The sequence below is a fragment of the Paenibacillus sp. JNU01 genome (assembly GCF_059130585.1).
Genome location: NZ_CP169723.1, coordinates 2,752,159 through 2,767,136, shown reverse-complemented (window position 1 = coordinate 2,767,136; position 14,978 = coordinate 2,752,159). Strand labels below are relative to the sequence as shown.

General features: G+C 45.3%; 14 protein-coding genes and 1 other annotated feature. Of the genes, 8 read left to right on the top strand and 6 right to left on the bottom strand.

Features of this window, described 5'->3' with window-relative positions:
* The first annotated feature begins 34 nt into the window (after window positions 1-34).
* Complete coding sequence (locus NLBNIHML_RS12000) at window positions 35-448, top strand: O-methyltransferase (protein ID WP_339243206.1); 414 nt, start codon at window positions 35-37, stop codon at window positions 446-448.
* A 78-nt stretch (window positions 449-526) separates the two neighbouring features.
* Here the strand turns inward: NLBNIHML_RS12000 and NLBNIHML_RS11995 are convergent, their stop codons facing one another.
* A complete protein-coding gene (locus NLBNIHML_RS11995; RefSeq protein ID WP_105601328.1) occupies window positions 527-760 on the bottom strand; it encodes an alpha/beta-type small acid-soluble spore protein in 234 nt (77 codons plus the stop codon).
* Between the two features lie 202 nt (window positions 761-962).
* Entirely contained in the window at window positions 963-1,937 is a 975-nt protein-coding gene (locus NLBNIHML_RS11990) for an aldose 1-epimerase (RefSeq protein ID WP_494354445.1), read from the bottom strand.
* 244 nt (window positions 1,938-2,181) lie between these two features.
* Window positions 2,182-2,449 (top strand) — a binding site (T-box leader).
* A 74-nt stretch (window positions 2,450-2,523) separates the two neighbouring features.
* Here NLBNIHML_RS11990 and trpS point away from each other — a divergent pair.
* Window positions 2,524-3,516, top strand: coding sequence for a tryptophan--tRNA ligase (gene trpS / locus NLBNIHML_RS11985; RefSeq protein WP_342571023.1), 993 nt, complete (start codon window positions 2,524-2,526; stop codon window positions 3,514-3,516).
* A gap of 115 nt (window positions 3,517-3,631) precedes the next feature.
* Here the strand turns inward: trpS and NLBNIHML_RS11980 are convergent, their stop codons facing one another.
* Window positions 3,632-3,832, bottom strand: coding sequence for a hypothetical protein (locus tag NLBNIHML_RS11980; protein WP_253440716.1), 201 nt, complete (start codon window positions 3,830-3,832; stop codon window positions 3,632-3,634).
* 120 nt (window positions 3,833-3,952) lie between these two features.
* Between NLBNIHML_RS11980 and NLBNIHML_RS11975 the strand changes: the two genes are divergently transcribed.
* Entirely contained in the window at window positions 3,953-4,171 is a 219-nt protein-coding gene (locus NLBNIHML_RS11975; protein WP_024634589.1) for an alpha/beta-type small acid-soluble spore protein, read from the top strand.
* Window positions 4,172-4,285: 114 nt separating this feature from the next.
* Here NLBNIHML_RS11975 and NLBNIHML_RS11970 read toward each other — a convergent pair whose 3' ends face one another.
* The gene (locus tag NLBNIHML_RS11970) at window positions 4,286-5,266 is read right to left on the bottom strand and encodes a metal-dependent hydrolase (RefSeq protein WP_494354444.1); all 981 of its coding nucleotides are present in this window, start codon (window positions 5,264-5,266) and stop codon (window positions 4,286-4,288) included.
* Window positions 5,267-5,689: 423 nt separating this feature from the next.
* Here NLBNIHML_RS11970 and NLBNIHML_RS11965 point away from each other — a divergent pair, with 423 nt between their 5' ends.
* Window positions 5,690-6,301: an SCO family protein gene (locus tag NLBNIHML_RS11965; RefSeq protein ID WP_339237563.1), complete on the top strand. Its 612-nt coding sequence runs from the start codon at window positions 5,690-5,692 to the stop codon at window positions 6,299-6,301.
* A gap of 76 nt (window positions 6,302-6,377) precedes the next feature.
* Here the strand turns inward: NLBNIHML_RS11965 and NLBNIHML_RS11960 are convergent, their stop codons facing one another.
* Together NLBNIHML_RS11960 and NLBNIHML_RS11955 are read right to left on the bottom strand one after the other, a co-directional pair.
* Window positions 6,378-6,725: a toprim domain-containing protein gene (locus tag NLBNIHML_RS11960; protein ID WP_192135859.1), complete on the bottom strand. Its 348-nt coding sequence runs from the start codon at window positions 6,723-6,725 to the stop codon at window positions 6,378-6,380.
* 569 nt (window positions 6,726-7,294) lie between these two features.
* Window positions 7,295-8,470, bottom strand: a complete 1,176-nt coding sequence (locus NLBNIHML_RS11955; RefSeq protein ID WP_494354443.1) for an MFS transporter — start codon at window positions 8,468-8,470, stop codon at window positions 7,295-7,297.
* Between the two features lie 188 nt (window positions 8,471-8,658).
* Between NLBNIHML_RS11955 and NLBNIHML_RS11950 the strand changes: the two genes are divergently transcribed.
* The 4 genes from NLBNIHML_RS11950 to NLBNIHML_RS11935 all read left to right on the top strand — a co-directional run bounded on the left by NLBNIHML_RS11950 (window position 8,659) and on the right by NLBNIHML_RS11935 (window position 14,793).
* Window positions 8,659-9,141: an ATPase gene (locus NLBNIHML_RS11950; RefSeq protein WP_339305754.1), complete on the top strand. Its 483-nt coding sequence runs from the start codon at window positions 8,659-8,661 to the stop codon at window positions 9,139-9,141.
* Between the two features lie 69 nt (window positions 9,142-9,210).
* The gene (locus NLBNIHML_RS11945; RefSeq protein WP_494354699.1) at window positions 9,211-10,305 is read left to right on the top strand and encodes a transglutaminase domain-containing protein; all 1,095 of its coding nucleotides are present in this window, start codon (window positions 9,211-9,213) and stop codon (window positions 10,303-10,305) included.
* A 105-nt stretch (window positions 10,306-10,410) separates the two neighbouring features.
* Entirely contained in the window at window positions 10,411-12,447 is a 2,037-nt protein-coding gene (locus NLBNIHML_RS11940) for a peptidoglycan D,D-transpeptidase FtsI family protein (protein WP_472476452.1), read from the top strand.
* Window positions 12,448-12,816: 369 nt separating this feature from the next.
* Window positions 12,817-14,793, top strand: coding sequence for a peptidoglycan D,D-transpeptidase FtsI family protein (locus tag NLBNIHML_RS11935; protein WP_494354442.1), 1,977 nt, complete (start codon window positions 12,817-12,819; stop codon window positions 14,791-14,793).
* Window positions 14,794-14,978 lie beyond the last annotated feature (185 nt).

Genomic DNA, 14,978 nt, shown 5'->3' with positions numbered 1-14,978 from the left:
TTACATAGGACTATAAGCATGTAGGAGGAGTGTTATTATGAAAATCGACCAGCTTTCATTAGCACGTCAGTTAGATTTAGTATTTAAAGAGCTTGATCATGAGTTGTCAGGGTTAGATTCAGGAGTAGTTTTTGTGCAAATACGAAACAACGTAATTGGGAAGTTCGGTATTCGACATAATCCGATAACTGGACGGGATGGGCAGATGGATTTGGAAGAGAAGGGACTAAACGAAACCCAGAGAACTTCTTTCCGGGCGATGGCACTGGAAACTTTGAAATTCAAACGCAATTGGACACATGGCGAAATATCGTACGACTTCACAGTAAGACAAGGTATGATTCTGGTAGATGCAACAATGGAGTCCAATTACAATATGGCGAGTCTCATGATTCGTTACCCTAGAACCAATACATACAAGGATTCTGATATGGAGTCGACCTCATAATTCGTTACACAAGAGAAAGCGGCACTTCCGAAGAAGGCCGCTTTTGGATTCTGCTTAGCTCAAGCAATAATTACGAGCTTACGAACGACCCGATAATTGCTGCTCAGCGATTTGCACCAGACGTTTAGTGATGTATCCACCCAGAGAACCTGTCTCACGGGAAGTATAGTTACCGTAGTAACCATCTTGTGGAATAGTTACACCCAGCTCTTGTGCAGCTTCCATTTTCAATTGTTGCAATGCTGCAGTTGCTTGGGGAACGACCAGGTTGTTGGAGCGGCTACCGCTACCTTGGTTTTGACCTCCGTACATATGTGTCACCTCCTTATGGGTTGGTGATGTTAGTATGGTTAGAGAATAAGGAAATATACATGATATGGCGTAAGGAAATATATGGTTAATTATTGGTGCGCGGATCACATAAAAAAGCCGACCCAATGTGGGTCGGCAAGTTGTACATGGTATCGAAATATATGTTGATCAGCGTAAACAGTATAGATGATGATTAGCTCACTTAGTCTGTAGGAGGTATAACCTCAATACGTGTAAATAGCTCAACAGGCTGTTCCGGTTCCAGGCGAATCAATCCCGTCTGTTCATCCGATAAATCCAAATTAGGTGCATCCGGAAGCCAAGTGTACGGTTCAATGCACAAAAACTGATCGGATTCCCCTTTGGTGAAGAGAACCCAGTGTTTGAAAAATGTTTCATCTGCTGAATATTTCAGCGTATATCCATCTTGCCTCCGTAAGTAAGCCGCAGCCGGTTCACCTTTGGTAGCTTTCAACAGCGTATCCCAGTTACGTCCCTGCAAGTTGATGCCTTCGTTAAGAGCAGACCATTCACCCAAGGATTCCAGCTCACCTGTTGGTAGTTGTTCTTCATTCTGACCGTATATTCCGGAAACAGGAAGTTGCAGTGTCCAATCGGCAGGTTTGCCGTCTAACAAAAACCATGTATGATAGCCCATCCCAAAAGGAGCAGGCGTTGAGCTCAGATTGGTGACTCGCAGACGCTGGCTAAATACAGCGTTTTGCAGACTGAACGTCATCTCAAGTTTCAGAGGAATCGGGAATTGAGCCATCCAGTGTTCTTCATTTTCAGTCAATAATTCGGTCGTAATTGCACATCCGTCTTCATCTTCCTCGATATCACTGACACACCAGGATTGGGTACGGTGGAGACCGTGAATATGGTTGTCATTTGCCGTGTTCTGATCGAACTGGTAACGGACACCTTCATATTCGAATTGTCCCCGATGAATGCGTCCTGGTGGAATCAGGAGAGGAACGCCAAAATGGTACGGCTTCTGCAGATAAAAGGCAAGATCGTCTTCATCCGGACGGCGGACGATATCCCTGTCCTGCACTAAATCCCGAATAGAAATAATGTTATTTCCAAGACGTGGCAGCAGGGTGATTTCCAATTCACGGCTATGTAGGATATACGTGTCGTAACCATTCCATTGGCCTTTGGTCACTTGTTTCATATCGATGCTCCTTTTCCCACTTGAAATCTGTCTGCGAGCAGTTGTAATGATTGGACTGCTGCAGGCGTGTCATTGTGTACATGCCAGCTATTTCCTGCGCTGCTTCTTGTGAAGCAGGCATGTTAATAAGCAATTCCATCATAACAGATTTCAGTGTCTCGGGTAAAAAAGTTCAACTCATTTTGACATTCGCGCCTGTGCGCATTAAGATGGAACTCTAAAGGTACGTATTCAAATTGAATGATATAAATCGATGACAGGGATAAGTAGGCCAAGAGAATTCTCTTCAGAAAGCCGGTGGTTGATGCGAACCGGTGTGAACTCTTTACTGAATGGACCCTTGAGTGTGGATTTGAACAGGTTAAGCCAGAGACGGGCTTGCCTCACTAGAGTCTGCCGTATAATCCACGTTACGGAACAATGAAGGCGTTTCTTCAGCTTGACTTGATTGAGGGTTAGGGGCAATGGAAGAAAAGCGAATAAGGGTGGCACCACGGTCTCACGTCCCTTGCGGATGTGGGGCCTTTTTGCGTTCGCAGAGAATGGCAGGAGCTTTTTATATACAATCAGGGAGGCGTTATGTGCAATGAAAACAGTACTTTCAGGTATTCAACCAAGTGGTAAGCTCACATTGGGCAACTATATTGGTGCAATCAAAAATTTTGTAAAACTCCAGCATGACTATCAATGTCATTTCATGGTGGTAGATCTTCATGCCATTACCGTGGCTCAAGAGCCAGCAGCATTGCGTGAACAATCGGAAGCGGTAGCTGCGCTGTTTCTTGCAGCAGGTATTGATCCTTCGAAATCTAACGTATTTCTGCAATCCCATGTACCGCAGCACGCCGAATTGGGCTGGTTGATGACGACGCTGACCTCCATGGGTGAGCTTGAACGCATGACTCAGTTTAAGGATAAATCATCCGGGAAAGATTCCGTTGGTGCCGGACTGTTCGTGTATCCATCATTAATGGCGGCTGATATTTTGTTATACAATGCTGATCTTGTACCTGTAGGTGAAGACCAGAAGCAGCATCTGGAGCTGACACGTGATCTGGCTGGGCGTTTTAACCACCGTTATGGGGAGTACTTCACCATTCCAGATCCGTATATCCCACAGGTAGGTGCACGGGTAATGTCACTTGACGATGCCTCTTCGAAGATGAGTAAAAGTAACCCTAATGCCGGCAGCTATATTGCCTTGCTGGATCCGCCGGATGTCATTCGCAAAAAGATCAGCCGTGCCACTACAGATTCGGGACGTGAAGTCGTCTATGATCCGGCAAACAAACCGGAAGTTAGTAACCTGATGAGTATCTACGCGGAATGTGCGGGTATGACGCTTAAGGAAGTAGCTGAGCGTTATGAAGGCAAGATGTACGGTCCGTTCAAAAAAGAACTGGCTGAAGTGGTTGTGTCTGTTATCGAACCGCTGCAACAACGATATAATGAGATTCGCGAGTCTGGCGAATTGGCCGATGTTCTGGAGACGTCAGCTCGTCGTGCAGAAGAAGTTGCTTCTCAAACGTTGAGTGCCGTGAAAGAACGTATGGGGTTTGTTCCTAGACGTAAACTGTAGTGCTGCTGAACAAAATTATAGTTAAAGAAATGAATAGTTAACATAAATAAAGAGGAGTCCTATTAGGGGCTCCTCTTTATTAATACGTTCAAACTTGCGTTAGAATATGACCTGCTCAAGAAGTGGGCTCTGAAGTAGCCGAGCGAACTTCCTGCCGTTCTTTTTTGGCACGAATGACAAAGCCCCAGCCAATGTTGGCAATGGATAGGACGAACAGGAGCGTAGCAAGCCAACCGGAGTACGAGATTGTGATTGCTGTAACCGTTAACAAGATAATGGATGAAAACGCGAACCATAAGGATAAACCTTTGCTCATTGGGAAAAACCTCCATCTACAAATTTAGTAAAATTCCGTATAACCTGAAGCCTACGAGCCATAATAATCTTGCAAGCTTGCAATGACATTACAGACACAGATTGAAGGGAGATTATAAATATGGCTCAAGGATCTCGTTCTAACAACTTGGTGGTACCTCAAGCAAATTCTGCATTGCAACAATTGAAAATGGAGGCTGCACAGGAACTGGGTGTAACTATCCCGCAAGATGGTTACTATGGTAACTACACTTCCCGTGAAACAGGATCTTTGGGTGGATATATCACCAAACGTCTGGTACAAATCGCTGAGCAGTCTCTGGCTGGGTCTGGCAAATAATTTATCTTAACCAACAGCAATAAAAGAATAAACAGAAAGCCCGGGGCGGAAACGCTCCGGGCTTTCTCGCGTATCAGTTCCTATTACTGATTGTGCCTTGCCATGCTCACTTCGTCAAGGGCGTGCGGATAAAAGTTTTTTATCCATCTTCTCATCGCTTAACCAGCCTACATACGTATCAATCGTTTCAAAATTGCGGTCCATCACAATTACAGCGACAAATGGATATTGTTTTCGGTGTCGATAACGTACATCTGCCCAGCGGACCTTGTAACCGGCAGGCAGTTCTTCCACTTCTGCCACCGCATAAGAGGTGAAGTAGAGGAAAGCACTGACTTCCGGTGATTTGCGTGAAGCAGCAACGGCCGCATGAGTAGAAGATGAGGCGTGCAGACTCCATACCAGATTAGAACCATCCATTTTACCAATCACATAACTGCCGTCCTCGACTCGCTTAACCACATGCCAGCGATTCCAGGATATTGTTGGAATGACGATGTATTTAGCCTGTTCTGGGCTATTATCTAAACGTCTGACTTTTCTGACCGCTTGTGCACGAGCAATCGTTCGCCATATATAATATATACCGGTCAAACTATACAGCGTAACGAAGAGTGGTGCAGGGGCGATCAGATCAAAGGCCCATAACAGGATAGCTACGACATGCGTAGTGAATAGAAACGGATCAAAAATATGAATGATGTTCCAGGCGATCCAGCGTTCCGTAAAAGGCCGGGCGGCTTGGGTTCCATAGGTGTTGAACAGATCGGTGAATACGTGAAAGCCTACGGCTACAGCGGTCCAGATGGCAACGTGTCCAATGGGGACACCAGGGAATATCAGGGCAATGACGCCGGTGATGAGCAGAATCCATAACAGGAGAAATGGCAGAGAGTGTGACAAGCCCCGATGATTCCGAATGTAAAGTGAGTTGCTTTTGAGACGTAACGCAGTATCGATGTCAGGGGCCTGGGAGCCAGCAATCGTGCCAACCATTACCGCAGCTGCAAGCATTGGACTCGTTGCGACAACAGGATCGACATAAGCCAGACCAGCTAGACCAATCCCCATGACAAAATGTGTAGAGGTATCCATAAACGTCTCCTTTGTGTGGTGTATCGTTCTAAGGCATATTACTTCTCTATCTAGGTGATACCCATATATAGTGTATAATATCCGTCTGTCCGGATGCAAAACATCCCTAATTTCAAAGTTATGATAATAACTTGGTCCATACCCAATAAATGTACGTAGTTTGTCAAACTATTTTGGCATTTCTTATGATAAAATTTATATCGGAAACAGAGAGAAATTTCATCAGAGTATACGAGGTCAGCTTGTTCCATAAATATGTATGGGCATTGTTACGACAAACCGTTACAATAATATAGAATCTCATAAAAAGTAGGTTTCTTGGAGTACATATGTCACAGTAGATGGATGAAGCGAAACAATTGTGATTTTGGATTTACTTATGTATGCGTATTCATAAGAGAAGATACAGAAGGGACGAGGAAGATGCTGAAAAAGTACATATGGACCTGGATACTACTCGGGCTCGCACTGATTATGGTTGTGTATCTGATGTGGGGCACATTATTTGTCAGTAAGGAGAAATTACCCGAGATTCGCGAGATCCAATCCTTTTCCATGGAAAATGTAGATGGCAGTACGGTATCACTGGAGGATACTCAAGGGAAAGTCCGTTTGTTCTACTTTTATTTCACCAGTTGTCCGGATGTCTGCCCTATTACGACGTTCACGTTATCCCAAGTGCAGGATCTGTTGAAAGAGGACGACACCTTCGGTAAAGATGTCTCGTTTGTATCCATTTCATTCGACCCGAAAGTCGATACGAGAGAGAAGATTAAGACGTTTGCGGATCGCTTCCATGCGGATTATTCCGGATGGTACTTCTTGCGAGGGGACATGGACAAAACAAAACAGTTCGCCAGGGATTCATTCCAGATCCTGATTGAAGGCGAGAATAAAGACGATTTTGCCCATATGAACATGATTGGCTTGGTGGATCAGAATAACCAGCTGCGCAAGGTATATAATGCGTTTAATACAGAGGACGTTGTGCCTGCTGTCATTGCCGAGGATATTCGCAATCTGATCAAGGAATAATCACTGGATACTACTCCTATTGTAAAGGCTGCCTTCAGGTTGAATATCAACCTAAGGCAGCCTTTTGGTAATTCTTTTAAAAGGAAGGATGCTCAGGGTATTGGATGTATGTCTCTAACCCGGCTTTCTCCAGCTGGGCAATGATATACTCATCAGGTGTTCCTTCCACACCCGCATATCCTCGTCGTGTATACATCTGTACTGCATCCGGGAATGCATCCCGAAGCACACCTCTAATTTTTTTGCCGGAACTGTCATTATCCATAAACAAATAAACTTCATCATACCCGACTTGTTTACGCAATGTCTCCAGCTTAAGTGAATTAAGCGTCCCAAACGTGCATAAAATGTTGATTTCGGGTCCAACCAGACGTTTCAGTTTGCTTCGATCATTCTTACCTTCCACAATGACATGAATAGGCATGATATTCACCTCTTGTTCGAGAGCTTATGTCGACATTCCCCGGGAAATGTTACAGCGAAAATCGACGGATTATATAAAATGGACTCCTCTTCTTTACATGATTGCTAACTGGAAGAACAACCCATTAAGACAATTCTCTGAAATCTTATTTCATGTGCATCAATAGGTCAGTAATAGCTGGCAGTGGCCGTTCCGGTTACGGATCGTTCTTCCGATCGCTGTTGTCTCCAACTATTTTTGATTTACTTTTGAAAAGTTAATATTTGGAGACAGCGTATGCTTTCGAAGTAGCTTTCTTGCAGAAAGCTTTGAGGCGAACGCTATCGCTTCTTCAGAATCGATTCCGTCCCCTTCACTACTTTTGACTAATCGTTCAACCTTAATGATGATCTTAATAAGATAGAACCTTCGGTGATTGTGAAAGGTACATTTCCCAGTTAGCATTCTTAACGTGTAAAACGTTAGTCCATTTTATATAGTTTAGCTGTAAATGGGGGAATGATGCAAAGCTAATGAAAATACAGGCCTAACTGCTGTCATAACGTAAGGAGAGAGAGACTGATTGAAATTTAATTGAATATACTTTTCGGATCGGCAAGGGAAGCTTCGCGTCTGGATGTATAGTATGGAAGCAGCAGCATACCTATCATTAACAAAACAAAAGCGATGAAATAGGGCGATAACCCGACACGGAGTTGTCCAGCCGTGATGGGGCCGATAAATGAGCCGATAGAAGTGGCGATGGATTGCAACGAGAAAATGCGGCCTAACCTGCTTCCACCGCTCAGACGGATAAATAGGGTAGCCATAGCTGGAAAGATAATGCCTTTGGACATTCCGAGTACAAATAATACGGTAGACAACGGAATTTGCGGAATGGCGGCCATTGCAAAAAAGCACAAGGACATCAGCAGCACACCCGCAACCAGACGCAGCTTGGGGGAATACCGGTTAAGAAATAACATGCTCAGTGTGAAGAGCGCTCCAATACTGATAATGGAAAATAACAACCCGGTAGACATGATGGACGATTGCCCTCCTCCCCGCAGGGGCAGCTCGAAGAAGAGAATCCCTTGAGCACAAGCAATAACCAGAGGCAGGGCAAAATAGCGCCAGGACACCGGAAGGAATGCACTTTTGGCATCTACTGGTGAAACGTCAGGTTTGGCAGGTTCAGTCACTCTCTCATGCTGCTTGACGATGCCACGAGGCATGGTCATGAAAGCAATCACACCTGTGAGAATGAGCAAGTAACCCAAGCCTGAGAATGTAGCAGAGAATCCCATGGAACCCACAATGATCGCCCCGGCTGCGGGAGATACCACAGACGCGAGGGTATGTACTACCCCGTGTCCTGACATATACTTCCCCTGCTTCACCGGATCACTGGATAACTGGGCAAGCAGGGCGAGACATGCAGGAGACAGGAATGCCAGCACAAAACCGCTGATGGAACGCAGTGCCAGCAGTTGCCAAGGGGTATGGACATAGGCTTGCAGGAGCAGGATGACTCCTGCCCCAAGCAGACTGAATACAATGTAGCGGCGACTGCCATGTTTATCGATTTGTGTTCCGGCAATGAGATTGCCAGGAAGATGCGTTAAGGAATAGATACCCATCATCCAGCCAATGAAAGTAGGGGCAGCTCCCAGCGAGATGGCAAAAGGGGTCAGAATGGGATACTGGGCGTGCAGATCAAATACAGCAAGGAACAAAAACAGGTATAGCCAGATGGCCGTTTTCACATAAGCCCCTCCTTGTTAAGCGATGCATGTGCAAATTACAGGTCTTGAACGTGTTCCCGTTCGCCAGCAGAACCTTATGGTACTACTTGTACGCCTGGCGGGACGAACTTAGACCGTTTATTTTCAAGGGGGAGGGCTTAGCTGACAGCAGCTTCGGAAATCATGTATAATATTCGGGAGTGTTATGAATGAATTCAAATACGGAAGGTGTAATCATGAACATAGAAGTAATCAAAGAGTTTTTGATGCAGAACTGGTTGGTGATCGTGGTTGCATTGATCATATTGTTCTTTGTTCTGAATGTGGTCAAAACCGTATTGAAATGGTTGATTGCCATCATCATTATTGCGGCTCTACTGATATACAGTGGCATCTCCATTGATCAGATCAAACAAACAGTGACAGACGTGCAATCCAGTACGATGGACACATTGAAGAAAGAAGCAACCAGCATGATGCTTAAGGAAGCTTCCAAAGCGACATACGTCAAAGGACAGGATGGAGCGTTCACTATCACAAGTCCCAATGTGGAGATTAAAGGCAGAACACAATCGGATAAAGTCGATGTGACCTTCCGCGGCATTTCACTTGGCGAATGGAAACTCGACAATGAAACGATACGTACGTTTGTCGAACAGGCACGGGAGAACAAAACAGCACCAGCATCGTAGTAAAGGGGGAATCGGTACGTGCTGCAGAATTGGCTGGACAGCCTGAAGGAATTGAATGGCATCACGATTATGCTGCTGCTGATTGTGGCTGCTTCTTTATTGCAGGGTTGGTCCAGAGGGGCTTCTCGTTCAGCAGGCAGACTCTTTGGGTTCCTGATGGATGGCATTATGGCGGTTATTGGTATTCTGTTATCGATCGGTTTAACGTTATGGCTTGCACCATATGTACAGCAGTGGTTGTCTGAGTATGCTTCAGCCATGCCTAACCGTGAGTTGAACCGGTGGGAACAGATGTATTATACGTTGGTTACGGCGATCGCAGATTTTCCACTGATGCGGTTCGCTGTATTATTTGTACTGAGTTATGGACTCATCCGATTGGTTCTCGGATTGCTCTCTTCATTTATTTTCAGCAGCAGGCAGGGGTCAGCCGAGGAAAGTGCGCCGAAAGGTATGCTTAGTCGGCTGACGGGTGCAATCATTGGCACCATCATAGGCTCCGTCCGTGGAATGATTGTCATTGCGGTCTTGTTCATGATTGTCAGTCTTTACCCCGGGAGCATGTTCAGCCGATATGTGGAGGCATCTCCAATCTATATGCAAGGGGCCAAATCGGTAATTGAACCGTTGTCTGGTACGTTTATCAAGGACAAGCTGCCCGTATTCACGCAGGCTGTGCAGAAGGAACTGGGCGGCATCCTGCAACGCAAATATGAAGTTATTGACCATAATATCCCGACGGATATTGAATCTGCCGCGAAAGAAATTGTCAAAGGCCAATCGACGGATAAAGCCAAAGCAAAAGCGTTATACGAGTGGGTAGGTTCACGTATTCAGTATGACTATGGTAAAGTGGATGACTATGAACAAAAGGGCATATGGCATGAACAGAATCCGCAGAATACATTTGATACACGCAAAGGTGTATGTATTGATTATGCCCGTCTCTATGCTGTGATGGCCCGTTCACAAGGGCTTGAAGTCAAAGTGGTTACAGGACTTGGGTATAACGGTCAGGGCGGATACGGTCCGCATGCATGGAATGAAGTATATTTGAGCGATTCCGAGAGCTGGGTTCCGCTTGACCCGACATGGGCGATCAGTGGAGACTGGTTCAATCCTCCTAATTTTGCCGACACCCATCTGAAGGATCAATCAGCTTAACATTACTACGGACATGGGTCCGGAATATGACGACGTTGCCAGGTTATCATGCCGGAAAGAATCAGTTTGAGCGGTATGCATCAAGTCATGAAAGAGGTAGGATGGATGAAAAAGCATTCCAATGAGAAGGATGAACTTACAGACAAACGGCGATTCAGTTACCGAATGAACGTATTTTTCTTCGCTTCCTTTGTTATTTTTAGCGTTATTATTGTACGTTTGGCATTTTTGCAATTTGTCGAAGGGCCTGAACTCAGTCAGGAAGAAGCAAGTAATATTACGAAGGATGTACCGCTTCCTCCTGTGAGAGGTACGATCTATGATTCTACTGGTGAGGTGAAATTGGCTTACTCCAAGCCCATTCAGTCTCTATACCTGACGCTGTATAAGAATTATGGGGATGTTGATGGGAAACCGAGTCCTAACATAGGGGAAGTACAGGATATTGCAACCCGATTGCATGATGTGTTTGAACAGTACAAATCGAAGGATTCAGAGTCACTTACAGTGGAACAGATCATTGAAGAGATGGACTTGAACTCCCGCAAAGCGAACGGTTTTATGCCACGCCTGATCAAGAGTGATCTGTCCGAGGGAGAAGTCGCTTATTTCCTTCAGCACAAGGACGAGTTCAAAGGTATTCAGATCGTCGAGGAGAGTGTACGGTTCTATGATCCGGATACGGTAGCAGTTCAGACGATCGGTTATCTGAAGAAATTTAAAAGTTCGAAAACTTTGAATAAATACAAAGAAGTGGACGAGGCCAACAAAACGCAAACGGACCCGGGCTTGGTTTATACGGAAAATGAATTTGTAGGTTTTGATGGACTTGAGCTGCAATATCAGGATGCTCTCCGCGGCAAAAGTGGATATACATCCGTTGATGTGGACTTGCGTAACTTGCCTGAAGGTGTGGCTGGTTCTACCCCGCCGGAGAAAGGTTACGACCTGATTTCCAGCATTAACAAGAACGTTCAGGTGAAAACAGAACAGGCCATTCTGGATCAGTTGAGTTGGCTTCATCGGAACCCAGTGTCGGGTAAATTACACCCGAACGCCAAAACAGGCTTTGCGGTTGCTATGGAAGTGGATACTGGGAAAATTGTTTCTGCGGCCAGTATGCCGGATTATGATACTAACGTATGGAGAACTGGCGGTATAAGCAATGAAGATTACGATAAAATAAAATATATCTATCAAAATGGTACGATCCGAGGCTTCCCGCCAGATGATACAGGCAAGCGGGCTGAGTCTGTAGTCTTGCTCGGTTCCACGATCAAACCGCTGAGTGTATTGATTGGTTTGAAAGAGGGTTTCTTTACGACCAATACCGTTTATCAGGATAGAGGTTCAACGACCTTTGGTGGAGACAACCGTAGAGTGCAGAACTCATCAGGGCATGTGTACGGTGCGATGCGTCCGCATGATGCGATTCGTCATTCCTCGAACGTGTTCATGATCGACGAGATCGGAAAGAAGCTGTATTCGCAGTATGGTGCAGAAGGTATCAACGTATGGGATAAATACATGAAGCAGTTTGGGCTTGGCGTGAAGACGGAAGTTGATCTGCCGAATGAATATCCTGGTTATTTGGAGTATATCCGAAGTGAAGAGAGCTCCCTCACTAAACTTGTGTATGCCTCCTTTGGTCAGCAAGGAAAATATACAACCATGCAGTTGGCACAGTACACCACGATGCTTGCGAACAAAGGAAAACGGATGGAACCGCAATTGGTTAACGAGTTCCGGGATTCGGAAGGTAATGTGGTTGAGAAAGTTAAACCGAAGGTACTCAGCACGGTAGATTTTAACGACGCCTACTGGAACGAGGTGCAACGAGGCATGGCCACCGAAGTTTCGGCATTTAGTGGCTTCCCGTATGATTTTGCCAGAAAAACAGGTACATCGACGCAACTCGTCGGCGGTAAACTGGTGGATAACGGGGTATTTATCGCCTATGCACCACGTAATAATCCGAAGCTTGCTGTCGCTGTGGTTATCCCCGAAGGGGGCTTTGGTTCGAGCAGTGCGGCTCCGGTTGCACGTGCGATCTTCGATGCCTATGACGAGGAATTCGGTCTTGATGGTGTACCGAAAAAGGACAAAAATAAAGATTCAGAATCGGAATCAGGCACACAGTGATGTGCGGCGCTGGTTACAGAGAGGACCCTTAGAGGGTCCTCTTTTTTGTTTTTACAAGGAGAATGGATTGTAAGAGTGAACTATTTAGTTGCATTAATATGTAACCATATGAGCTGTACCACGTTTATATAAGGGAAGGGTAAACGCGATCCGGAGAAGGGGACAAACGTTGATATGTCAGTGTTTACATTGAAATCAATAGATTGGGTAGTGTACGTTTCTGTTTACGAAAATGTAACCAAAATTTGAAAGACGTAACAGCTAACCTTTGGTAGACTTGTATGAGATAGGATTAAATAGGGGATTGAACACGTTCACAAGACAGATTAAATATTTTATTTTTATAGAGGAACGGGAGAGGCTTAAAACATGTTTAACCGATTGAGGAAGAAACCCATGACTGAGGAAGATACACCCGTCAACAAGCCTTCCACCGCAAGGCTGAATCTGTTTTTTTTCGCGGCATTTGTCATATTCAGTATCCTTATTTTCAGATTAGCCTTTGTGCAGTTTGTGGAGGGTCCTGAACTGACATATATGGAAACGAGTCGTAATACCAAAGACATTCCACTCGCACCTGTTCGCGGTCCCATCTATGATGCGACAGGGGAAGTCGCGCTCGCTTATTCCGAACCTGTACAGTCCCTGTATGTGCTGTTATATGAGGATTATCGGAATGATGAACGTAGACAGGAAGCAGAGGAACTGGCTCATGATCTGGCGGCTGTGTTTAAGCAGTTTAATCCAGGGGACAAAGAGCAGCCGGACGCGGAAGAGATCATCAAACGATTGGATCTGGACTACCAGAAAACGTTTGGATATGTGCCGAGGCTGGTGAAGTCTGATCTATCGACCAAAGAGATTGCCTTTTTCATGGAGAAAAAAGCGGAGTATCCGGGCGTGATGGTGCTGGAAGAAAACATACGGAAATATGACCCGGATGGTGTAGCCGTTCAGGTTGTCGGTTATACAAGAGAGTTCAAGCGAGCACCAGACAGCCTTGCCAAATATAAGGCCATCCGCGAGGGGGCAAGTACCCAGCGTGATCCTGGTCTTGTGTACCATGAGGAGGAGAAGGTTGGCTTTGATGGGCTCGAGCTGCAATATCAGGAAGAACTCCGTGGACGAAGCGGATATCAGTCCATTGATATTGACGCACGTAATCTGCCGGATGGAACGATGCTACAGACTCCACCGGAGAAAGGCTACAGTCTGGTTTCCACCATCAACAAGGAAATTCAGATGGCTGCACAAGAGGCGATTACGGACGAACTGCGCAGACTCCCGAAGGCGATTACGGGATATGCAGTAGCCATGGAAGTGGATACGGGAAATGTGGTAGCGATGGCGAGTATGCCGGATTATGATCCGAACGATTGGGATTATGACAAAATCAAATATGTGTTTCGAAACGGAACCACCGAGTCGTTCCCACCGAATGATGCCAAGCCTAGTCGTGCGGAATCCGTAGTACTTCTTGGATCGGTAATCAAACCGCTAAGTGTGCTGATTGGATTAAAAGAGGGATTATTTACAGCAGGACAGACCTATCATGATCAGGGATATGCCATTCTGGGGAAAGATGGACGACAAGTAAAGAACTCGCATTCTGCTTATAATGGTTCTATTACGGCGAGAAGAGCGATCGAGAAATCCTCCAATGCGTTTATGATCGATATGGTAGGTAAACGTTTGTTAAGTAAATATGGCTCGGATAAAGGAATTGATATCTGGGACAAACACATGAAGGAATTTGGCTTGGGTGTGTCCACTGGTGTAGATCTGCCTAATGAATTTCTGGGTAGGCTAGAATATAATAATAAAGACGAATCAGCTCTAACACGTTTGGCATTTGCATCGTTTGGACAACAAGCGAAGTACACTACTATGCAACTCGCACAATACACGACGATGCTTGCCAATAAAGGGAAACGGATGGAGCCTCACTTAGTGAAGGAAATCCGTGACGCGGACGGCAATGTGGTGAAGGAAATCAAACCTAAGGTTCTTAATGAAGTTGATTTTGCCGATGCGCACTGGAATGAAGTTCATAAAGGTATGGTTACCAAAGTAAGTTCATTTGACGGTTTCCCATACGATTATGCACGAAAAACAGGAACATCAGAGCAGGGGACCGGACCGAACAAAAAAGAGAATGGTGTATTTATCGCCTTTGCACCACGAGATAATCCAAAGCTTGCTGTAGCTGTTGTTGTACCTGAAGGTGGGTTCGGGTCAGTCAGTGCGTCGCCGATTGCACGGAAAATCTTCGATGCATACGATGAAGTGTACGGTCTTGACGGAACACCAAAAGGGAAAAAAGACGAAGTAAAAGACAAAGAGTAACGCAAAGAACATCGCGGGAATCAGCTCTTTTAGCATTGTAACCAAAAGGTTCATGAAATGAATTAAATGTATATGAGGACAGGCAGGGGAAATAATCCCTTGCCTTTTTTTTTGGCTTCGGATAAAATTTGCACATGGGAAACATTATTAGTCTTGATTAAAACTTAATACCTTGTACAACAAAA

What these genes read in the sequence shown, in the direction of transcription:
- NLBNIHML_RS11995 (WP_105601328.1), bottom strand. Translation starts at nt 760, where the DNA reads ATGTACGGAGGTCAAAACCAAGGTAGCGGTAGCCGCTCCAACAACCTG.
- NLBNIHML_RS11990 (WP_494354445.1), bottom strand. Translation starts at nt 1,937, where the DNA reads ATGAAACAAGTGACCAAAGGCCAATGGAATGGTTACGACACGTATATC.
- trpS (WP_342571023.1), top strand. Translation starts at nt 2,524, where the DNA reads ATGAAAACAGTACTTTCAGGTATTCAACCAAGTGGTAAGCTCACATTG.
- NLBNIHML_RS11980 (WP_253440716.1), bottom strand. Translation starts at nt 3,832, where the DNA reads ATGAGCAAAGGTTTATCCTTATGGTTCGCGTTTTCATCCATTATCTTG.
- NLBNIHML_RS11975 (WP_024634589.1), top strand. Translation starts at nt 3,953, where the DNA reads ATGGCTCAAGGATCTCGTTCTAACAACTTGGTGGTACCTCAAGCAAAT.
- NLBNIHML_RS11970 (WP_494354444.1), bottom strand. Translation starts at nt 5,266, where the DNA reads ATGGATACCTCTACACATTTTGTCATGGGGATTGGTCTAGCTGGTCTG.
- NLBNIHML_RS11965 (WP_339237563.1), top strand. Translation starts at nt 5,690, where the DNA reads ATGCTGAAAAAGTACATATGGACCTGGATACTACTCGGGCTCGCACTG.
- NLBNIHML_RS11960 (WP_192135859.1), bottom strand. Translation starts at nt 6,725, where the DNA reads ATGCCTATTCATGTCATTGTGGAAGGTAAGAATGATCGAAGCAAACTG.
- NLBNIHML_RS11950 (WP_339305754.1), top strand. Translation starts at nt 8,659, where the DNA reads ATGAATTCAAATACGGAAGGTGTAATCATGAACATAGAAGTAATCAAA.
- NLBNIHML_RS11945 (WP_494354699.1), top strand. Translation starts at nt 9,211, where the DNA reads ATGCTGCTGCTGATTGTGGCTGCTTCTTTATTGCAGGGTTGGTCCAGA.
- NLBNIHML_RS11940 (WP_472476452.1), top strand. Translation starts at nt 10,411, where the DNA reads ATGAAAAAGCATTCCAATGAGAAGGATGAACTTACAGACAAACGGCGA.
- NLBNIHML_RS11935 (WP_494354442.1), top strand. Translation starts at nt 12,817, where the DNA reads ATGTTTAACCGATTGAGGAAGAAACCCATGACTGAGGAAGATACACCC.